This is a genomic window from Streptococcus pyogenes, assembly GCF_002055535.1.
Lineage (GTDB): Bacteria > Bacillota > Bacilli > Lactobacillales > Streptococcaceae > Streptococcus > Streptococcus pyogenes.
In genome coordinates, this window is record NZ_LN831034.1 from 1,570,777 (window position 1) to 1,593,261 (window position 22,485).

General features: G+C 40.4%; 16 protein-coding genes and 1 pseudogene. 4 read left to right on the plus strand and 13 right to left on the minus strand.

Features of this window, described 5'->3' with window-relative positions; translation table 11 throughout:
* Positions 1-45 precede the first annotated feature (45 nt).
* The 6 genes and pseudogenes from secA to B6D67_RS08420 form a co-directional block, all read right to left on the minus strand.
* Entirely contained in the window at positions 46-2,565 is a 2,520-nt protein-coding gene (gene secA / locus B6D67_RS08390) for a preprotein translocase subunit SecA (protein WP_002988523.1), read from the minus strand.
* A gap of 165 nt (positions 2,566-2,730) precedes the next feature.
* A pseudogene (locus B6D67_RS08400) lies at positions 2,731-3,853 on the minus strand (ISAs1-like element IS1548 family transposase).
* Between the two features lie 161 nt (positions 3,854-4,014).
* On the minus strand, positions 4,015-4,968 hold the full coding sequence (gene manA, locus B6D67_RS08405) for a mannose-6-phosphate isomerase, class I (protein WP_002983189.1): 954 nt from the start codon (positions 4,966-4,968) through the stop codon (positions 4,015-4,017).
* A gap of 94 nt (positions 4,969-5,062) precedes the next feature.
* A complete protein-coding gene (gene scrK, locus B6D67_RS08410; RefSeq protein ID WP_010922622.1) occupies positions 5,063-5,947 on the minus strand; it encodes a fructokinase ScrK in 885 nt (294 codons plus the stop codon).
* A 263-nt stretch (positions 5,948-6,210) separates the two neighbouring features.
* Complete coding sequence (endoS, locus tag B6D67_RS08415; protein ID WP_011285695.1) at positions 6,211-9,198, minus strand: endo-beta-N-acetylglucosaminidase EndoS; 2,988 nt, start codon at positions 9,196-9,198, stop codon at positions 6,211-6,213.
* A gap of 230 nt (positions 9,199-9,428) precedes the next feature.
* Complete coding sequence (locus B6D67_RS08420) at positions 9,429-11,312, minus strand: sucrose-specific PTS transporter subunit IIBC (protein WP_011285697.1); 1,884 nt, start codon at positions 11,310-11,312, stop codon at positions 9,429-9,431.
* Between the two features lie 241 nt (positions 11,313-11,553).
* Between B6D67_RS08420 and B6D67_RS08425 the strand changes: the two genes are divergently transcribed.
* A complete protein-coding gene (locus B6D67_RS08425) occupies positions 11,554-12,993 on the plus strand; it encodes a sucrose-6-phosphate hydrolase (protein WP_010922625.1) in 1,440 nt (479 codons plus the stop codon).
* 4 nt (positions 12,994-12,997) lie between these two features.
* The gene (locus B6D67_RS08430; protein WP_002988504.1) at positions 12,998-13,963 is read left to right on the plus strand and encodes a LacI family DNA-binding transcriptional regulator; all 966 of its coding nucleotides are present in this window, start codon (positions 12,998-13,000) and stop codon (positions 13,961-13,963) included.
* A gap of 140 nt (positions 13,964-14,103) precedes the next feature.
* Here B6D67_RS08430 and nusB read toward each other — a convergent pair whose 3' ends face one another.
* The 6 genes from nusB to uvrA form a co-directional block, all read right to left on the minus strand.
* Positions 14,104-14,556 (minus strand): transcription antitermination factor NusB, encoded by a 453-nt coding sequence (nusB, locus tag B6D67_RS08435; protein WP_011285698.1) that lies wholly within the window; start codon positions 14,554-14,556, stop codon positions 14,104-14,106.
* Positions 14,549-14,938, minus strand: coding sequence for an Asp23/Gls24 family envelope stress response protein (locus tag B6D67_RS08440; protein ID WP_002983163.1), 390 nt, complete (start codon positions 14,936-14,938; stop codon positions 14,549-14,551). The genes nusB and B6D67_RS08440 overlap by 8 nt, the downstream gene beginning before the upstream one ends.
* Positions 14,939-14,983: 45 nt before the next feature.
* A complete protein-coding gene (gene efp, locus B6D67_RS08445; protein WP_002988496.1) occupies positions 14,984-15,541 on the minus strand; it encodes an elongation factor P in 558 nt (185 codons plus the stop codon).
* A 95-nt stretch (positions 15,542-15,636) separates the two neighbouring features.
* Positions 15,637-16,098, minus strand: coding sequence for a deoxycytidylate deaminase (locus B6D67_RS08450; RefSeq protein ID WP_002988493.1), 462 nt, complete (start codon positions 16,096-16,098; stop codon positions 15,637-15,639).
* Between the two features lie 34 nt (positions 16,099-16,132).
* On the minus strand, positions 16,133-17,206 hold the full coding sequence (locus B6D67_RS08455) for a M24 family metallopeptidase (protein WP_010922627.1): 1,074 nt from the start codon (positions 17,204-17,206) through the stop codon (positions 16,133-16,135).
* A gap of 114 nt (positions 17,207-17,320) precedes the next feature.
* On the minus strand, positions 17,321-20,149 hold the full coding sequence (gene uvrA, locus B6D67_RS08460) for an excinuclease ABC subunit UvrA (RefSeq protein WP_015055996.1): 2,829 nt from the start codon (positions 20,147-20,149) through the stop codon (positions 17,321-17,323).
* Positions 20,150-20,351: 202 nt separating this feature from the next.
* Here uvrA and B6D67_RS08465 point away from each other — a divergent pair, with 202 nt between their 5' ends.
* Positions 20,352-21,296 carry a magnesium transporter CorA family protein gene (locus B6D67_RS08465; RefSeq protein WP_002983147.1) on the plus strand — a complete coding sequence of 315 codons (945 nt, stop codon included), beginning with the start codon at positions 20,352-20,354 and terminating at the stop codon, positions 21,294-21,296.
* Positions 21,297-21,428: 132 nt separating this feature from the next.
* Positions 21,429-22,085, plus strand: a complete 657-nt coding sequence (locus B6D67_RS08470; RefSeq protein WP_010922629.1) for a DUF1129 domain-containing protein — start codon at positions 21,429-21,431, stop codon at positions 22,083-22,085.
* Positions 22,086-22,217: 132 nt separating this feature from the next.
* Here the strand turns inward: B6D67_RS08470 and rpsR are convergent, their stop codons facing one another.
* Positions 22,218-22,457 carry a 30S ribosomal protein S18 gene (gene rpsR / locus B6D67_RS08475; RefSeq protein ID WP_002983142.1) on the minus strand — a complete coding sequence of 80 codons (240 nt, stop codon included), beginning with the start codon at positions 22,455-22,457 and terminating at the stop codon, positions 22,218-22,220.
* Between the last annotated feature and the right edge of the window lie 28 nt (positions 22,458-22,485).

Here is a 22,485-nt window from a genome sequence, read left to right on the forward strand (position 1 = left end):
CAGCTTCTTTCTATATACCTAACTTTGTCCTGTTGTGTCTCGTTCTTATGAGAAGGATTTACGACCGTGACAATTTTTGAATTTTTTGCCTGAACCACATGGACAAGCTTCGTTACGCTCCACTTTGGGTAAATCATCGGTGTTAGCTGACTGCTGCGATTGGATGTTTTGAGGTGCTGCTGTTGTGGCACGTTGACTTGCACGTTCACGTTCTTGTTCGTGAATTTGTGCTTTCATCATGGTACGTGTTACATCAAACTCGATAGCACCAATCATATCTTGGAACATCTTGAAACCTTCTGCTTGGTATTCCACCACAGGGTTATTTTGAGCATACCCCCGAAGTCCAACAGCATTACGAAGTTGATCTAAGGCATCAATGTGTTCAGTCCATTTGTTATCCACAATCATCAAAATGAGTACTTTTTGGAATTCAATAATAGCTTCTTGATCACGAAGTTTTGATAGTTGCTGGTCGTAGATAGCAAGCGCTCTTTGATAAAGCTTCTCTTTGATTTGATCATCTTTTAAACCACGTAACTCTTTAGCACTAATAGACTCTTCTGGTACCAGCGAGGTCCTAGCAAAAGTTACAATAGCATCTATAGCATCTTTACGATTGCTACGTGCATGAGCATCTACAGCACGGTCGATAGTACGCTTGATCATAGCTTTAATTTCTGGGCCAAGATCTCGATTAGCAGTTATGACATCACGACGGTTAGCATAGATAATTTCACGCTGTTCACGCATCACATCATCATATTGTAAGACCTGTTTACGGGTATCATAGTTATTTCCTTCAACCCGTTTTTGAGCAGATTCCACTTGACGCCCTAACATACCTGATTTAATAACAGTGTCTTCTTCATCTAATTTCATCCGATCCAAAAAGGCTTTTATACGATCAGAGCCGAAACGTCTCATCAAATCATCTTCTAATGAAAGATAGAATTGGGATTCACCTGGATCTCCTTGACGACCTGAACGTCCACGAAGCTGGTTATCGATACGACGGCTTTCATGACGCTCTGTACCAATGACACATAACCCACCAAGTTCACGAACACCTTCACCAAGCTTGATATCAGTACCACGACCAGCCATGTTAGTTGCGATTGTAACAGCACCACGTTGCCCAGCATTCATAATGATTTGAGCTTCTTTAAAGTGATTTTTAGCATTCAAAACCTCATGAGGAATCCCTGCTTCAACCAGCTTGCGTGAAATCAAATCACTAGTTTCAACAGCAACCGTACCTACAAGGATAGGTTGTCCTTTTGCATGACGCGTTTTAACGTCTTCCACAACTGCTCTAAACTTTGATTCTAAGGTCGGGTAAAGCAAATCAGTGTGATCAATACGGGCAATTGGACGATTGGTTGGAATTGGAATAATACGCATGTTATAAACTTCGCGAAATTCTTCTTCCTCGGTCTTCGCAGTACCAGTCATACCTGCCAATTTTTTGTACATACGAAACATATTTTGGTAAGTGATTGAGGCGCTGGTTTTTGATTCTTCCTGAATACGAACGCCTTCTTTTGCCTCAATAGCTTGGTGCAAGCCGTCTGAGAAGCGACGCCCTTCCATCGTACGACCTGTAAATTGGTCAACAATAAGAATCTCACCATCTTCGCTGACCACATAATCGATATCTAACAACATAATATAGTTTGCACGAAGGGCGTTGTCTATAAAGTGAGTCAAGGCTACATTTTCAATATCGTAAAGATTGCTCAAGTTAAAGTAACTCTCAGCTTTATCAATACCTGAATCGCTTAATCCAATCGTTTTAGTGGGCACATCAATAACATAATCCACTGACGTCAGAGTTTTTACAAACATGTCAGCACGAATATACAATTGATTGGTTTCAGAGCTAACAGCACCAGAAACAATTAAAGGTGTCCTTGCCTCGTCAATTAAGACTGAGTCCACTTCATCAACCAAGGCAAAATTGAGTGGGCGTTGTACCATGTCTTCCTGGCGAACAACCATGTTGTCACGAAGGTAATCAAAACCGACTTCAGAGTTGGTTGAATAAGTAATATCACAATTATAAGCTTCACGTTTTTCAGCAGGAGACTTAGCAGCTAGGTTGATCCCAACTGAAAGACCTAACCAGCTATACACTTCACCCATTTCGGTAGCGTCACGCGTTGAAAGATACTCATTAACAGTAATAACGTGAACACCCTCACCAGCAATAGCATTGAGATAAACTGGCATGGTGGCTGTAAGAGTTTTTCCTTCACCAGTACGCATTTCAGGGACATCCCCGTTATGAAGAACAATTCCTCCCATAATTTGAACACGATAAGGGAACAAGCCCAACACACGTTTTGCTGCTTCACGAACAACTGCGAAAGCTTCAGGTAATAGTTGTTCGAGGGTCTCACCTTTTTGATAGCGTTCTTTAAATTCAAGTGTTTTTCCTTGTAGATCTCTATCCGACAATGACGCCATTTGGTCTGCGTAGGATTCTACTTTTTTTGCAATTTTTTCTAATTTTCTTAGTTCGCCTTTGTCATTTTCGATAACTTTGCGTAGAATATTGGCCATTCTCTTTCCTTTCGATCATCTAATCATTTCATTTTAACATAAATATGCAGGCAGTTCAAGAAAGGTTGGTAAAGTTATCACGCCGTACGCATGAAAACTTTCTCTTCATCCTTTTGTGCCCGGACATCAATTTTGAAAAGATTCCTTTTTAAATCAATCATCTGCTTAGCCTCTTTCTCCAAATAATTGGACTAAATAATCTTCCAAATGGACAGAAATATACCGTTGTTTGCGACGATAACTGAGGTCTTTTTTAGGAAATACCATCACTTTGAGAAAATATAAGCACATTTTTCGGATAAGATTTAGGTTAAATGCGGCTCTTTTATCCAATGTCTGATGATGATCTTCATGATAAACAACGTCCAATAACCAGTGCATACTCTCTATCTGCCAATGACCTCGTACACAATTGGCAAATGTGAGGACATCCGGCTTAAAGCTAAAGATAAAATAACGATTCTCTTGACTCAGCTGACCATCCTTATCAATCGTGTTACGAGTCATCCCAATACCACGTAACTTATGCCATTTGGGATGGTTTTGACACAACCATTTGATATCGGAAGACACCCAGTATTCTCTAACTTCTAGATTTTTCAACAGTCTGATAATACTGTGCATTTTCTTGGAGTTCTTCCAATAAGTTGACATCACTAAAATAAAGAGCAATATCATCATAAAGTGTTTCTTGATTTCCTTTGACGGCTAAGCAATAGTCTGCTTTACCTTTTATAATCGTATCAACGATAGCCGTCTGCGTGCCCATTGCGTCTATCGTTACAATGCTTTTACGGATATCAATTGTCCGCAATAACTGAGGAATGGCAACAATTTCATTACTTTTCTCCTCAACCGCTACCTGTCCCAAACTAAGATGATGCCCCCCATCATAAGCCGTTACAATATGAACAGGCTTCTGATTTTTACCTCGATTGCCTCGAATCGTTTTACCGTCCACTGAAATCAGTTGATGAACGGCATCTAAGCTTGTCAATGATTGCTCAAATTGAACTTTAAGCTCTTTTAAACGGTCTGAATTAACAAGACTAATCACACGCTCTAAGGTATCATGAGACGGACAACCTTCACTCAAATCAACGTAGGTCGCAAACAATGGTTCATTCATTTCAATAAAATCTTCCATCTCCTTCCAGGTTTCAATGCCAGCTAACTGACAAACGAAGACAAGAAATAGAATGGTTGATAAGGGGTAGCGAATTTTCCAAGATTGACGACTATCCAATTCAACTGCGCAATCATCAATAGAAATAATAAAATCAATCATCGTAGTCACCTCATCTATAGTGTACTACTTTGATTGATTTTGTCATTATGAATCTAGTTTTCTGAAAACAAAAGTTTCTTCATGCGTTTGGCGTGGGTAAAGTTATCAGAGAAACAGAGAGTCATAATTTTATCCTTTTTTCTCATATTGATACCATGGTATTAAACGAGTTGATTGGGGTGACTCACAATCATTTCTAATTGACCATCAAATGACCACGATTTAACATCGTTAGGCAAGATAAAGTGCATGCCTTTTTCTAGCTCATAAGCCTTCTGGTCCACATAGAGTTTTCCTTGACCTTTTAAAACACTCACTAAAAGATAAGGCGCAGCTTGTTTCATGTCAACCATTTGACTAGTTACCCATTTGTAAACAGTGAAAAATGGTGTTGAGACTAAAGTTGTTGCTACCATATTATCCAAAACCATAGTGGCTGGCACGCTATTTTCTGGCTTACCAATCGTTAAGACATCAATAGACTTTTCAATATGAAGGTCACGAAGATTACCATTAACGTCCTTACGGTCAAAATCATAAACCCGATAAGTGGTATCAGATGACTGCTGGGTTTCTAAAATAAGAATTCCCTTGCCGATCGCATGCATGGTGCCACTTGGAACATAGAAAAAATCGCCTGCTTTGACTGGGACACGAGTCAGCAAATCATCCCAAGCGCCTGCTTCAATCATGGCACGAAGGTCTTCTTTGGACTTGGCCTGATGGCCGTATACAATTTCAGAACCCTCTTCGGCAGAAATAATATACCAGCATTCTGTCTTGCCTAATTCTCCTTCATGTTCACGTCCATAAGCATCATCAGGATGAACTTGGACACTTAGCCAGTCATTAGCATCTAAAATCTTAGTTAACAGTGGAAAAACTTCTTCCTTTGGATTCCCAAACAAGGCCGGCTCTTGCGCATATAATGTGTTTAAAGGTTGTCCTTGATAACGTCCATTAGTAACTGTCGAAACACCATTAGGATGAGCAGAAATAGCCCAATACTCACCTGTGGTGTCACTTGGGATGTTGTAAGCAAAGACATCTCTCAACTTGGTGCCACCCCAAATCCTGTCGTGCATGGTTGATTTTAGAAATAATGGTTCTGACATAATATTCCTCGCTTCTGATGTTAATCTCTGTTTATTATAGCATGTTCTAGCTGACTGCGCTTTCTTTTACTAGACAAGCAGGCAAAAACAGACCCTATTTTCCTTGTGCAGCCAACTTGGCCAAAGCAAAATTTCCCAGAGTAGCGGAGCCATTATCAGCAACAGCTGGAGTAACAATGTAGTCTGTCAAATCAGGGACTGGCAAATAACCGCTTAAAAGGGCAGTGAATTTATCATGCACGCGCAACACCATATGTTCTTGCGCCATGACACCTCCGCCAAAAACAATCACTTGAGGACGGTAAAGCATAGTTGCTTGCAGCGCTGCTTGGGCAATGTAGAAGGCTTGAATGTCCCAAACATCAGCTTCCTGATCAAGCCGTTCACCTCTCACTCCCGTTCTGGCCTCAATACTTGGACCTGCTGCCATCCCTTCCAGACACCCTTTATGAAAAGGGCAAACACCTAAAAATCCCTTGGCCATATCATCAGGATGGGGCATGACATAGGTATGACCCGCTTCTGTATGACCTAAACCCCCAATAAAGTGGCCATGTTGAATAGCTCCCGCCCCAATACCAGTACCTATGGTGTAATAGACCAAACTTTCCACACCAGGACGAGCAAGCACCTCACCATAAGCAGAGCTATTAACATCTGTTGTCACATCAAAAGGAATCTTAAAAGCAGCCGAAAGTTGTCCTAACAAATCCACATTAGCCCAGCCTGATTTAGGAGTGGTTGTGATATAACCGTAAGTCTCTGACGACGGATCAATATCAATTGGTCCAAAAGAACCAATCGCCATTCCAGCCAAATCTGCCTCAAAAGCTTTAAAATAAGCGATGGTTCGCGCGATGGTTTCTTCTGGTGTGGTGGTCGGAAATTGTGTTTTATCCACCACTGTAAACTCCTCATCACCCACGGCACAGACAAACTTTGTCCCACCAGCTTCAATGCTTCCATATAATTTTCCCATGTTTTCTCCTTTTTCTTGTTCTTTTTTATCTTTATGATGACACAGGCTCTTATCAAGACAGCCATGTCTCACGGACAAGCGCCACTTTCTGGTAGTCTAACGATTATTTAGCTTTATGTCATCAAAACCTATAAAAGACTAAAAATCTGGGACTATTCATCTCAGATTTTTAGTCTTTTGGTTAATCAATTCCAGCAAACCTTTATCATAGTCACATTTTGTTAATTTAATCTGAATGTTGCTATCTAAGAAAGTTACTTTGTTTATTTTTTTAGCAGCTGCCTTTTCTCAATACAATCTTTCAAAACTCCAGCATTAGCATTAATAGCAGTTACATCAAAAATCTTACTGTTCAAAGAAGTTTCTAAAGCCATCTCTTTTATTTTTAACTCATCAAGCATCTTTTGAGAAAACTTATCTTTTTGTTGAGATAACTCTTTAGCAGTAGTTACTGTTTTCATGATAGTGTCGGCGTTAGGTAACGGATAACCTAAAATTTGGAGTTCAGGGACTACTGGCGAACTATATCTATCTCCTTTAGTATCAAAGACAACTCGCCAATATTTACTAGTAATATTATTTAATGTATTACTGAATGCAGTAGCTCTCTCTCCTTGTGCACTGTAAGTATCTACAGTAATCCAATATTTTTCATCATCAAATTTATTGGGATTTTCCAACAAATTATCTAGATTATAATCTTTGATATTAAAAATTTGTAGACTTGCTTCCTGAATAGGTTTATTGGTTGTCTCAGGATTTCGGGCTGAATCATTGAAGAAACGCCAATGCTTTATTAATCCATCTTCTTTCAATTTAAATATAATACTTTGCTTAGAATCCCATCCTAAAGAGATATTATCAGTCTCACTGCCCAGTTGCCCATCAAATACCTTTCTTGCATTTACAGGATCAGCACTTCCTCCAATAACTGTTGCGCCTTCTGCCAAATTAACCATCATGGTTTTTTCGTCACCAACAATCACTTTAGCAGTATGAACAGCTTTTGTCTTATCTGCTGGGCTAAAGAAGTCAACCTTATAGGTCTCTTCTTTATCAGTTGCTAGCGTTTTGTCAGTAGTGGTTCCCAATGTGGAATCAGTTACTTTAACGGTATAGTTCTCATAAGAAACTTTAAAGTTATTGTAATGATAGTTTGAATCAACAAAGCTACGTCCAGCAATTTTATGATTTTGGTAAGCCTTATAGTCTGCTTCGCTATTGATTAGGGTTCCTTGATTTGTCACAGTCCCAAACAAAAGCTGGCTTTGCAAATCAACTTTTTCATTTGCCACTGGTAAGCGCAGACTAGTTTTCCCATAGGTATCTGGGTAATGCCCAGTTGGTTTTTGCTTGTCAAATTTCACTGTTTGTTCATTGCTTCCAACATGATTGCTGATAGTTGATAGCATAGTATCAAAAATTTGTCGATTTTCTGTTCCTGGAGCCAAATCAAGTTTGTTGCCAGAAATATCAACTTTTTCTAAAGACGTTAGAGTAGCGGCATCAAGACCAGCCAAGGTTTCACGGTCAAAACCTGACAAATCTAATTCTTTCAGACCAGTTAAACCAGAAACCTTCAAAGATACTGGTGGGATAGTAGCAGGTTCTTCTTTGTTATCCTTTTTATAGGTTTCAAGAACTGTTTCCAAGGTATCTTTGCCTGGCTTCATATTAGCGGGTAAAACAGAACGGTCGAGCTTTGTAATGCGAGATAAGCCAATCAAGTCTAATTGAGCTAATTTTTTAAATTTATTTAGACCTTCTAAACTTTGAATCGCTGGATTATCCAATCGTAATGTGCCATTGAAACGTTCCAAATCACCTTTTCTGGTTCCAACCTGCGCCATCACAGCTTCTCGCAAAGCCTTATCTGGGAAATCTTTCTCATCAATCAGATCATACGACTTATCTTTTAGCATAACTGTCTTTAATGCCTTGGAGACACTATAATCTGAGTGGAAGATGTTATCAGTTGCGTCCTTAAACTCTTTCTGTTTAGCATATTTTTTAGGTTGATGAGCTACACCATCTCGGTCAATAGCGTAGGAGAAGATACCTCCCTTAACCCCACCTGTCTTAGGTTGCCACCTTGCATACCGTTCGGCACGCGTTCCAGTTATGTCAGTGTTAATTCCATTTGCTTTGTCCTCGTCCTTGCGAGAATTAATATCATACCAAAGATTCCCTTCTTGAGCATTTTCCTCATAGAAAGAAAAACCAATCATGTATTGTTCAGGACGAATATACTTGCTATAACCTTGCCATCGTTCTTCCATTGTTTTTTCAGGTCGATTAGAAACAGGCTCCCAACCACCTTTCTCTCCTTGTGAACCATAGACCTGTACCAGTAATAAATTAATATAAGGAGCTCCTCGCTCAATCAATGGGTTTTTATCAGCCATGTAGGTGCTATCCATAATAAATAACCGCGATTTATCAACACCTTTTGGTCCAATTAATTTCCCAATTTCTTCAAACACTTGAATAGAGCGTTCTACGCCTGCTGTATCTTCTTTTTTGTCAACTTTTGGAATACTATCATGTTCAACATCCACATCTAAGCCATCAAGGTTGTATTTATAAACATATTCATCAACAATAGCTTTGGCTAAAGCTTTATTTCCCTCTGGTGTATTTGGGTATTTACTGGTATCTTCTGCAATACCACTGTTATCACCCCCAGCTAGGAAACGCCATGGAATGGTACGAATGACACGTGTCCCTTGCTTGTTTAACTTTGGCACATGTTTGGTGGCCAATTCTTTCCAAAAAAGGCTATAATCTTTTGTCCAATCGTGGAAAATAAAGGCTAGATCTACTTCTTTAGGAAGCTCTCCCATCGAGTTAACTTTGTCTTTTTCTGTTGGATCTGATGTTTTGTCATGCCAAGTTCTAAAGTAACCACCGTAGAGAGGACCATGTAACGGTTTCATCGGTATTTTCTCAGGAATTTTCATTTTGGCAAGTTCTTGAGCTTGTTTATCTGCCTGCTGAGCTTTTGCTAATATCTCTTTGACCTTTTGAGATTCTTGCCCCGCTTTTGAGAGTTCTTCTTTAAATTCTTTTTTGCTATTCTCTGACAGATAATGCAAGCTATCGATAGAAGGTAATCCTTTCTGAACCTGAACAGTCTTCTCCTCCGCTTTTACAGTATTGAGTGAATCATGGTGGGTCGCTAAGGCAGCTCCCATCAACGTTGCAGCACAAACACACCCTAGTGTTCTTTTTACCAACAAATGTTTATCCATTTGGACACTCCTTATTTTTGGTACTAAGTCATGGCTTCCCAGTTGATATACCATCCATGTAAGCGCATTCCTATAGTTCGCCTTAAGTATAACAACACTTTATTAAAAAAAACAAGGTACAAAGTATAGGTAAAATAACACAAATTTAAGGTTTTTAGGCTTTTCTCATTTTTTTGCCAACCTGCCATCCATGGCAGGACAAAAGAGCTGCTTAGTTAGCTCTTTTGTCCTTATTTGATAAGTGCCACTTGATCACCAATCAAAACATGTCCTTGAGCAAGAATGTCCACGCTTTGATAGTCAGCGCTATTGGTCACAATCATCATGGTGGTGTCATCTAGTCCAGCTTCTGCAATCTTGCTAGGATCAAAGTGTCCAAGAAGATCACCTTTTTTAACCGCCTGACCTACTGCTACAAGAGATTCAAAGCCATCTCCTGCCATCGACACGGTATCAATACCAATATGAAGTAACACTTCTGCTCCTTGACTTGACGTTATAGCATAGGCATGACCTGTTTCAAAGACAATTTCAACTTTACCATCAACTGGTGAGTATAGGGTATTATCTTCTGGCTTAATTGCTAAGCCTTGACCCATAGCACCTGATGAAAAAACAGGGTCTGAAACCGCAGATAAGTCTACAACTGTTCCATTCAAAGGACTATATAAAGTTTCCTCTGCTAAGGCTGGCTGATCAGCCGTTTGATCAACTTCGACAGCTGGTAACGGAAGGGTTTCTCTATCTTGATAACCCCAAGTATAAGCAATTGCAAAGGCTACCCCAAGACCGACAAGCATAGTCACAAGGTATTGTAATAATTGGCCATTCAAGTAAAGGAGAGTTCCTGGTAAGACCGTAATCCCAAAACCAGTTCCTGCAATGCCAAAGAGCCCAGCGACCCAACCACCTAAGGCACCACCAATAAGACCTGAAACAAAGACTTTTGGATAACGGAGGTTGACCCCAAAAATAGCTGGTTCAGTAATCCCTAAAAGAGCTGACAAGGTTGATGGAAAGGCCAGACCTTTTAGTTTTGTTGATTTGGTTTTAACAGCAACAGCTAAGGTAGCTCCAGCTTGAGCAGCTGTTGCTGCTGTTAGGTAAGCATTGAAAGGATCTTTTCCGGTATTGGCAATCAGCTGCGCTTCTAGGAAGTTAAAGATATGGTGAATACCAGTCACTACGATTAATTGTTGGATTCCCCCAACAATCAAGCCTGCAATGCCAAACGGCAAATGCAAGACGGCCTGTGTCCCAGCCAGAACAAGGTTTTCAAGAGAATGGAAAACTGGTCCAATCACAAATAGTCCCAAGGTACTCATAATAGCAAACGTTAAAAACGGTGTGACCAATAAGTCCAAAGCTTCTGGAACCTTTTTGTGCAACCATTTCTCCAACTTAGCTCCTACCAGACCAACAAAGAAGGCGGGTAAAACGGTACCTTGATAACCAACAACAGGAACAAATCCAAAGAAGGTTAGCGGCTTAACATCTCCACCAGAGGCAACTACCCAAGCATTAGGCAACTCATTGGAAACCAGCATCAATCCTAAAACAATACCGATAATAGGATTACCCCCAAAGACCCTAAAGGCTGACCAAGCCACCAAAGCTGGCAAGTAGACAAAGGCTGTATCCGTTAGAATACGAGTGTACATGAGAAAATTTTCCCCGTACTCATGCACCCCAAATAAATCCATAATAGCTGGCTGGGTCACCAAACCACGAACCCCCATAAAGAGACCCGTTGCTACAATAGCTGGAATAATGGGAACAAAGACATCTCCAAACGTACGAATCGCCCGTTGGAAGATATTGCCATGTTTGCCTGCTTCTGCCTTTTGCTCACTGGTTGATGACGTGGGTAAACCAAGAGCAACAACTTCGTCATAAATGTTATTAACGGTACCAGTTCCAAAAATCATCTGATATTGACCAGAGTTAAAGAAAGCTCCTTTAACCTTGTCAATAGCTTCTGCTTTTTCCTTATCAATCTTTCCTTCATCATAAACCATCACGCGAAGGCGAGTTGCACAGTGGGCAACACTTCTCACATTTTCTCGGCCACCTAAAGCCTCAATCACTTCAGCTGCAATCTGACGATTATCCATGCCTAAAAGTCTCCTTTTTCATTTGGTGTTAGTCCCTCATCCATTCTGCCAGCTTTGTGGCTAAGAATGTGCAGGACCAACGCTAGTGAATCCGCTTCACTTCTTGACTATCATTTTATCACTAATATTTTTTATGTCAAGCGTTTAACATATTTTTATTTTATATGCTTTAAATTCTTGATTTTTAAACAGAAAACGTTTAGTATATTCTTGAAGACGACTATAAAACAAGGAGATTTTGATGGATCTACCACAAGCTATTCGCTACCGCCCTTACAAAGAGTGGAGCTCAAAAGACTACCAAGCTATTACTGAAAAAATGGCCCAATCCCCATGGCACAGCCAATTTCATGTCGAACCTAAGACAGGATTACTCAATGACCCCAATGGGTTTTCTTATTTCAACGGTCGCTACCATCTTTTTTATCAAAACTGGCCTTATGGCGCTGCGCATGGTCTGAAACAATGGGTACACATGACATCCACAGACCTCGTCCATTTTACGGAAACAAGGAGCCGCCTTCTGCCAGACCACGCTCACGATAGTCATGGGGCTTACTCAGGTTCTGCATATGCTATTGATGACAAGCTCTTCCTCTTTTACACTGGTAATGTTCGCGATGCCAATTGGGTCAGAACACCATTACAGGTTGGCGCATGGATGGATAAACAAGGAAATATTTCCAAAATACCACAGGTTTTGATTGAACAGCCCGATGATGTTACAGAACATTTTCGGGATCCTCAGCTTTTTTCTTATCAAGGTCAATTCTATGCTATTATTGGCGCCCAAGGTTTAGATGGCAAAGGAAAAATCAAACTTTACAAAGCTGTGGACAATCATGTGGACAACTGGCGATTTATAGCCGATTTGGACTTTGACGATTCTGGTACGGAATACATGATTGAATGCCCCAACCTTGTGTTTGTCGATGACAAGCCTGTTTTGATTTTCAGCCCACAAGGACTGGCTAAAGCTGATTTAGATTATCAAAATATCTACCCCAATACCTATAAAATTTTTGAAAGCTTCAATCCAGAAACTGGCCAATTGCTGGGTGGAGGGGCCCTTCAAAATCTTGACTTTGGTTTTGAAGCTTATGCCACTCAAGCCTTTAGTAGTCCAGATGGCAGGGTTCTAGCCGTGTCTTGGATTGGGTTACCAGATATTGATTATCCGACAGATCGTTATGACTATCAAGGAGCTCTTAGTTTAGTGAAAGAATTAAGGATTAAAGACGGAATTCTCTATCAAACACCTGTTTCAGCCCTACAAAATCTTCGAGGGCCAGCAGAATTATTTCATAATAAAATAGACAGTTCTAACTGTTATGAATTGGAATTGACGATTCCAGGCCAAAAAAAGCTTGACCTGCTCCTATTTGCCGACCAAAAAGGGAATGGCCTAAGATTGAAAGTGGATACAACAAAAGGACAGTTAAGCATTGACCGAAGTCGGGCAGGGGTTCAATATGCCCAAGACTATGGTACGGTGCGCTCTTGCCAAATCCCACAAGGCCATGTTACACTTAATGTCTATGTGGACAATTCCATTCTTGAAATCTTTATTAACCAAGGGCAAAAAGTCCTAACTAGTCGGGTTTTCCCAACCCACGGACAAACAGGTATCCAAGTAGTAGAAGGACAAGCTTTTGGACATTATTATGAAATGAGGTATTAGGCAAGTGGTCGCAAAATTAACAGACGTGGCAGCCTTGGCGGGTGTCAGTCCAACAACTGTTTCGCGAGTAATCAACAAAAAAGGCTACCTTTCCCAAAAAACAGTGAATAAGGTGAATAAGGCCATGCGTGAATTGGGCTACAAGCCTAACAATCTCGCTAGAAGTTTGCAAGGTAAATCAACCCAACTCATTGGGCTTATCTTCCCCAACATTAGCAATATCTTTTACGCTGAATTAATTGAACATTTGGAAATTGAATTGTTTAAACAGGGCTACAAAACTATTATTTGCAATAGTGAACATAATCCCGTCAAAGAACGCGAATATTTAGAAATGCTTGCGGCCAATCAAGTGGACGGCATTATTTCTTCCAGTCATAATTTGGGAATTGAGGATTATGAGCGTGTCGAAGCTCCTATTGTAGCTTTTGACCGTAATCTAGCGCCAAATATCCCGGTTATTTCTTCAGATAATTTTGAAGGTGGTAAATTAGCCGCACAAACTTTGCAAAAACACGGTTGCCAAAACATTGTCATGATTACAGGTAATGACAATTCTGATTCGCCCACAGGGTTGCGCCAGCTAGGGTTTAACTACCAGCTCAAACGAAGTGCAGAAATCATCAAATTACCAAATAACCTATCTCCTGTTAGACGCGAAATGGAAATTAAATCCATTTTGGCAACCCGAAAACCTGATGGCCTTTTCGTTTCTGATGATTTAACTGCTATCCTCATTATGAAAGTAGCCAAACAACTTCACATTACTATTCCAGAGGATATGAAAGTCATAGGTTATGATGGAACGACATTTATCCAGCAATATGTTCCTCAATTAGCGACCATTCGTCAACCTATTGATGAGATTGCTAAATTGAGTGTCGAAATACTCATCAAAAAAATTAAAAAAGAAAAAACCAGTAAAGACTATATTTTACCGATTACGCTACTTCCAGGAGCAAGTATTTAAACAAAACATAACCAATCACTAATTACTCTAAAAGACAAACAAGCTTACTCTTTCTAGATGCGAGAGTATGCTTGTTTGTCTTTTAATATTCGTACATAAATTGAAAAAATCGGATACAATCCTAAGATTGCTCCGACTTATTATGATTTATTTGCTGAAGGAGCTCCCGAGACATATTGGCTAAGTAAGCCATTAATAAATTTAGCAGAGGTTTCATCAGAATATTTTTTAGCTACTTCAATGATTTCGTTTAGTGCAACACGATCTGGTGTTTCGTCAAAATACTTGATTTCAAAAAGACCTAGTCGTAATAACGTTTTGTCTGTTAGTGTCAAGCGTTCTAACGACCAACCTTTTTTCAAATGAGTTGATATCAAGTTATCCAACTCTTCTTTATGATTATTGACACCCGTCACAAGACTTAATAAAAAAATCGGCAGCTCCAATACTTGAGCGTCCTCCCCTGTTACTTTATCATAACCATAGGCAAACTGAGAAGCTGCCAATAACTCAGCTCCCATCTCTATGTTAAATAAAGCCTGAAAGGCACGTTCACGCAAATCTCTTCTTGAATTTTGAAAGCTGTTAGTCATCCAAGAAATCCTCATCAAAAAGTGACTTCAAATCTGGTTTTGGTGTCTTTTCCGCAACAATACCTTCAACATGGATATTAACTGCAGAAATAGGCACTTCTGCCATATCGTACACAGCAGATTTGACTGTTTTTTGAATATTCATAGATACAGTCGGGACCTTGACTCCATATTGCAAGTAAACATAAATATCTGCTGTAACACTTCCATCTTCTTCTGTCTGGAGATAAACCCCTTTACCAAGACTTGCTTTGTTAAAGCTATCTGCCATTTTCTTGTTATGGAGTGAGTGGACGCCCTCAACTTGTGTCGTAGCAATCCCCGTAATAACCTCAAGCACTCGTGGTGAAATGACGATTTCACCGATATATTCAGTTGTCATAGCATTTCCTTTCTCTTTTTTAGACTAATCTGTTTTGACAAAGGATTAAGCACGAGAAACGTAAGTACCTTCTGCAGTGTTAATGATTAGTTTTTGGCCAGCTTCGATAAAGTCTGGAACGTTAACAACAAGTCCTGTCTCAAGAGTTGCAGGTTTCCCTGAACCCGTCACTGTCGCTCCTTTAATAGATGGTTGTGTTTCCGCAACGGTCAATTCAACAGTTGTTGGAACCGTTACCCCAATCACTTCACTTCCATAAAATTGGATTTTCACGTCTGAGTTTTCAAGAATGTAAAGCAATTCTTGCTCAACGTTAGCAACTGGAATTTCGTACTGATCATAAGTGTCAGTGTTCATGAAGTAAGCAGTGTCATCCATTTTGTATAGGTATTGTGCTGGGACAGTTTCAATGATGGCTTGCTCAAATTTTTCATCTGGGCGGTAAGTTGTGTCAAAAGTAGAACCTGTACGCACATCACGTAGTTTCATACGCATGATAGTGTTTCCTTTACCTGGTTTGTGGTGGCTAGCTTCAAGGACACGGATTAATTTTCCTTCTGCTTCAAATGTCATACCTGCTTTAAGCTTACTTGCTTCAATCATTATTATTACCTCTTACTAAAATATTTATCACTTCATTTTACCACAAAAGTGGCCTTGGCTCAAATCTTTTATGACCGTCCTTTTAGGTACACTTTCTATTGTTCCTTATCGCCTCCTAAAACAATTTGAGGCACATCATGTTGCACATAGGCAACCCCTTTTTTCTCCATCAGTTCAATGGCAAAGGGGTGCGGACGGTAATGTGCTTTATAGGTAATCTTTGTAATCCCCGCCTGCAAAAGCGCCTTAGTGCAGTTAATACAAGGAAAATGAGTCACGTAAATTTCAGTTCCGTCCGTTGAAATTCCTTCTTTCGCACATTGAATCAAAGCATTCATTTCAGCATGAACAGTGCGAATACAATGTCCGTCTTCCATATAATGACCCGCTTCGTTGCAGTTATCCGTAGCAGAAACTCCGCCATTGTAACCTGTGGCAATAATGCGGTTATCCTTTACCAAAACAGCTCCCACAAAGGCGCGATCACAGGTAGAGCGCTTGGAAATCAGCTCTGCATTGGCCATAAAATAGTCTTGCCATGATAAACGATTTGTCATTGCTTCTCCCCTAATCCTTTCCTGAACCATTCTTTTACAATACAATTAATTCTTTGGGTGCCAAGGTCAAGACTTGACAACCAGTTTTTGTGATAACCAAGTCATCTTCAATACGGACACCATATTTGTTATCCAAATAGATACCTGGCTCATCTGTTACCACCATTCCAGCTTGGAGAAGTTGCTCAGATTTCCCAAAAAATGGATTCTCATGGATGTCAAGCCCGATGCCATGACCAATGCCATGTGTGAAGCGACTGCCATAACCCGCCTCAGTGATGAGTTGGCGCGGAATACCGTCAAAGTCACTATAAGTCATGCCAGCGCTAGCTTTAGCAATTAAAGCCTTATTAGCAGCAAGAACAAGAGCATAAATCTCACGTTCTTCATCAGTAACTTGGCCAATATGAATGGTCCTCGTCATATCACTAACATAGTGATTGTAGTAACACCCAAAGTCCATGGTCAAGCTCTCTTTATTCTGGATAACCTTGTCACTGGCGCGTCCATGAGGCATGGCAGAGAGATAGCCTGAAGCTACAATGATATCAAATGATGTGCCGCTGGCACCATACTGACGCATACGAAAATCTAAAAAATTAGCCAGGTCACGTTCAGTGGTTGTCCCTGGTTTAATAAAATCAAGAGCATCTTCAAATGCTTTGTCTGAGATCGAGCACGCTTTAGCAATGGTATCGATTTCAGAGGCGTCCTTAATAAGACGTAAATGCTCCACAAAACCTGACTGAGCAAGCAAGGTTATTCCTGACAGTTCTGCTTGCATGGCCTGGTAAAAAGAAAACGATACCTGGTCCTCAAAACCAAGGCAATCTATTTGATCAGCCTCTAACAATTCTGCCACAACCTTAAGCGGCGTGCGGCTTTCGATAATATCAAATCCCTCAACACTAGCTTTAGCAAGCAAGGTATAACGTGAATCTGTGATCAAAACACGACGTTTGGCCGTTATCAAAACAGTTGCTGCAGTTCCAGAAAAACCTGTCAAGTAATAACTATTGGTTAAATGGGTGACTAGAAGAGCCTCTAGCCCCTTCTCTGCCATCTGCCTTAGGCAGTGACCTAATCGTTGTTCTAAAAATCCTGACATCGCGAACTCCTTTGGTAACTTTTGAGAATATTGTAGCATGAAAAAACTACTTTAAGTTTACCATGATTTGAGAGCATTTAAAAGATTAAAAGGAGCTCAAACGAACTCCTAATCCTATTGTTGTAGTTTTACTTTCAAATAATGACCAGTATAGCTTTCTTTAACTTGAGCTACCTCTTCTGGTGTCCCCGTGGCAACAATCTGACCACCTCCGTCACCACCTTCTGGTCCTAAGTCAATAATATGGTCAGCAGATTTGATAACGTCCAAATTATGCTCAATCACAAGAACCGTATTACCATCGTCTACAAAGCGTTCCAAAACTTTTAATAGCCTTGCAATATCATCTGTGTGTAAACCAGTCGTTGGCTCATCTAGGATATACAAGCTCTTACCTGTCGAGCGTTTGTGCAATTCACTAGCCAACTTCATCCGTTGAGCTTCTCCCCCAGAGAGGGTGGTAGCTGGTTGACCTAAGGTCACATAACCAAGTCCAACATCCTTAATCGTTTGAATTTTTCGAGCGATTTTAGGAATAGCAGAGAAAAATACCAAGGCATCATCGACAGTCATATCAAGGACTTCTGCGATATTTTTTCCTTTGTAATGCACCTCAAGCGTCTCAGAATTATACCGTCTGCCGTGGCAAACCTCACAAGGCACATAAACATCTGGCAAAAAGTGCATTTCGATTTTGATAATCCCATCACCTGAACAAGCCTCACAACGCCCACCTTTGACATTAAAAGAGAAACGGCCTTTTTTGTAACCACGAATCTTAGCTTCGTTGGTTTGGGCAAACAAGTCTCGAATATCATCAAAGACACCCGTATAGGTGGCTGGATTTGACCGTGGCGTCCTTCCAATCGGACTTTGGTCAATGTCAATCAAGCGTTCAATATGTTCAATACCAGAAATAGAGTGATATTTACCAGGCTTATCAGCATTACGGTTTAATTTTTGGGCGACAGCCTTTTTCAAAATACTATTAACCAAGGTTGATTTCCCTGAGCCTGATACCCCTGTGACCGCAATAAATTTACCCAGTGGGAATCTCACGTCGAGGCTTTGAAGATTATTCTGCGCTGCTCCTTTTATTTCAATGAATCGGCCATTACCAGAACGGCGCTCTAAAGGCACTGGAATGAATTTTTTACCAGACAAATATTGACCCGTGATGGATTTTTTATTCTTAGCCACTTGTTTCGGCGTTCCAGAGGCAGTAATTTCTCCACCGAACTCACCTGCCCCCGGTCCCACATCAATCAGCCAGTCTGCCTGCATCATGGTGTCTTCATCGTGTTCTACCACAATTAACGTATTACCCAAATCACGCATTTTTTTCAGGCTCTCGATCAAACGGTCATTGTCTCTTTGATGCAATCCAATAGAAGGCTCATCCAAGATATAGAGCACCCCTGATAGGTTAGAACCAATTTGTGTTGCTAACCTGATTCGTTGACTTTCACCACCTGATAAAGTCCCAGCAGCCCGTGACAAGGTCAGATAATTCAGTCCCACATTATTTAAGAATGTCAGACGGTCATGGATTTCTTTGACAATCGGTTTAGCAATGGTACTTTCATTTTCTGTGAGTTCCAATTCTTCCAATAACTGCAAGTGGTCGGCAATCGATAATTCTGAAATTTGACCAATATGAGGTCCTTCTTCGCCACCCACATGCACACACAAAGCTTGGTCATTCAAACGGTAACCATGACAAGTCGCACAGGTCAATTCGTTCATATAACCACGCATCACATTGCGCGTATAATCACTATTAGTTTCGTGATAACGGCGATTAACATTAGTTACAACACCTTCAAAAGGAATGTCAATGTTACGCTCACCACCAAAATCATTCACATAGTGAAAATGAAATTCTCTATCACCTGAACCATAAAGCACTAAATCTCTTTCTTCCTCAGTCAAGGCCTCAAAAGGTGTATCCATATCCACCCCAAAACTTGCCATAGCTTGCTCAAGCATGGTTGGGTAATAATTGGAGGAAATAGGATTCCAAGGCGCCAAAGCTCCCTCTCTCAAAGACTTACTTGGGTCAGGAACAACCAAGTCCAAATCCACTTCCAACTTAATGCCTAGCCCATCACAGGTCGGACAAGAGCCGAACGGCGCATTAAAAGAGAAGAGTCTTGGTTCTAATTCAGGAACCGTAAATCCACAGACAGGACAGGAATAATGCTCAGAAAAGAGCAGTTCATTGCCATCCATAGTGTCAATCATAAGGTAGCCATCTCCCAGCCTTAAAGCTGCTTCAACCGAATCAAATAAACGGCTACGAATACCATCCTTATTAACCAGACGGTCAATAACCACCTCAATGTTGTGCATCTTACTTTTGGACAACTCTGGCACTTCTGTCACGTCAAAAATATCCCCGTCAACGCGCACACGGACATAGCCGTCTTTTTGAATTTTCTCAAAAACTGTTTTGTGTTGCCCCTTCTTCCGACGAACAACAGGAGCTAAAATCTGCATGCGTGTCCGTTCAGGGAGGGCTAAGACCTGCTCTACAATTTGTTCTGCAGAAGACGCCGTGATAGCACCATGCCCATTGATACAGTAAGGTGTGCCCACACGCGCATATAGTAGACGTAAATAATCATTGATTTCCGTAACCGTACCAACCGTTGAGCGAGGGTTCTTACTGGTGGTTTTTTGGTCAATGGAAATAGCAGGGCTAAGACCGTCAATGGAATCCACATCTGGTTTTTCCATATTACCCAAGAACTGTCTAGCATAAGCTGATAAACTTTCTACGTAACGACGTTGCCCTTCCGCATAAATAGTATCAAAGGCTAGACTAGATTTTCCTGACCCTGATAACCCTGTCACGACAACTAATTTGTCTCGTGGAATTTCCACGTCAATATTTTTTAAATTGTGGGCTCTTGCCCCATGAATTATTATTTTATTTTGCATCTTGAATGTGCCTAAAGGCACCCTCCTCATCGAGCTTTCTTATATTATAACAAAAATTTCTGATAACCTATTGCCCCAAACTTTGCGAATTTTGGTATAATAGATAAGTATTGAGAATTTTTCAGAAAATCCTTGAGAAGACTTTATTATCAAGGTTTGATGTCAATCTCTACCAGTTAATCATCAAAAAGGAGGGCTTGTCATGAAACAAATGTTTCTTTCATCGGCAATTGAATTCAAAGAAATAGAAACATTCGAGCCAGGAGCTTGGATTAAACTGGTTAACCCTTCCCAAGAAGAGTCTATGAAGATCGCCGATCAATTTAACATTGATATTTCTGACTTGCGCGCCCCTTTGGACGTGGAAGAAACCTCACGTATTGCCGTAGAAGATGATTATACCCTAATTATCGTAGACGTCCCGATATACGAAGAACGTAACAATAAAAGTTACTATATTACTATGCCTTTAGGCATTATTGTAACGGAAAATGCTGTTATCACAACTTGTCTGCATGACATGACCCTTTTCGATCATTTTCACAACCGCCGGGTCAAAAATTTCTATACCTTCATGAAGACACGTTTTGTTTTTCAGATTCTATATCGCAACGCCGAGCTCTTTCTGACTGCCTTGAGGACCATTGATCGCCAAAGCGAACGTTTGGAAGCTCAGCTTGAAGCAGCTACTCGAAATGAAGAACTTATCGACATGATGGAACTTGAAAAATCCATTGTCTACTTAAAGGCTTCCTTGAAATTCAACGAACGCATCGTCAAGAAATTATCCAGCTCAACAAGCTCTCTCAAGAAATACATTGAGGACGAGGATTTGCTAGAAGATACCTTGATTGAAACCCAACAGGCGATTGAGATGGCTGGCATTTATGAAAATGTCTTGAATGCCATGACCGAAACCACTGCTTCTATTATCAACAATAACCAGAACACCATTATGAAAACACTGGCCTTGATGACCATGGCTTTAGATATACCAACTGTGATTTTCTCCGCCTATGGTATGAATTTCCAAAACAACTGGTTACCACTAAATGGCCTAGAACATGCTTTTTGGTATATCACCTTGATTGCTATGCTCCTTAGTTCCTTTGTTGTGATTTACTTTATTAGAAAAAAATGGTTCTAGAGTGGAGTAAGCTGCAGAATGCGGTTAAGACCTGACAAAACTCTGTGTCAGACGACTGGCTCCAAAGTCTCATTTGACACTAACTAATATCATTGACTTACTTTAACTAACCCATATAAAGAAGGGATTCCCATGGAATTACAAGAACTTACCAAAAAAAATCAAGAATTTATCCACACCGCTACGAACAAATTAATCCAAGACGGCAAGTCTGATGAGGACATTAAGCTGATTCTCGAAGAAGCCATTCCAGCTATTCTCGAAAACCAGAAAAAAGGAGTCACCGCTCGAAATCTATTAGGCACTCCGACTGCTTGGGCAGCTTCTTTTAGCCAAGACCCTAGTCAAAAAGCAGCAGAAACTGACAAAAACACCAATCCTTGGTTGATGTGGCTAGATACCTCTTTGCTATTCATCGGAATTGTTGCCCTTTTAAATGGCATCATGACCTTCTTCAACACAAACGCTACAGTTACAGGATTGATTTCCTTACTGGCACTTGGTTTTGGTGGAGGAGCATCCATGTACGCTACTTATTACTTTATTTACCGTCATCTCGGAAAAGATAAGAGCCTTCGTCCAAGTTGGTTCAAAATCATCGCAGCCTTATCATTAGCCATGTTGATTTGGATTGCCTTGTACTCTGCAACTGCCTTTTTACCAACCTCTCTTAACCCACAGTTGCCTCCTCTTGCCTTGCTCATTATTGGTGGTGTTTCCCTTGCTTTACGCTATTACCTACAACGCAAATACAACATTCAAAACACTATGTCACCTGTTAACAAATAACAATCATTTCATCCTTGCTGTCTACGCAAGGATTTTCGTTTACTATCATTCTCTCTTTTAGAAAAAACTCACCTATACGCCTAGACTAGTCCTAGTCAACTAAAAAACAGTCCGAAATGGACTGTTTGTTTATTAGTCTTCGTTTACGTAAGGCATAAGAGCCATAACGCGAGCACGTTTGATTGCTGTTGTTACTTTACGTTGGTTTTTAGCTGAAGTTCCTGTTACACGACGAGGAAGAATTTTTCCACGTTCTGAAACGAAACGGCTAAGAAGCTCAGTATCTTTGTAATCAACATATTCAATTTTGTTAGCTGCGATGAAGTCAACTTTTTTACGGCGTTTGAATCCGCCACGACGTTGTTGAGCCATGTATTTTCTCCTTTATAAATTATGATGT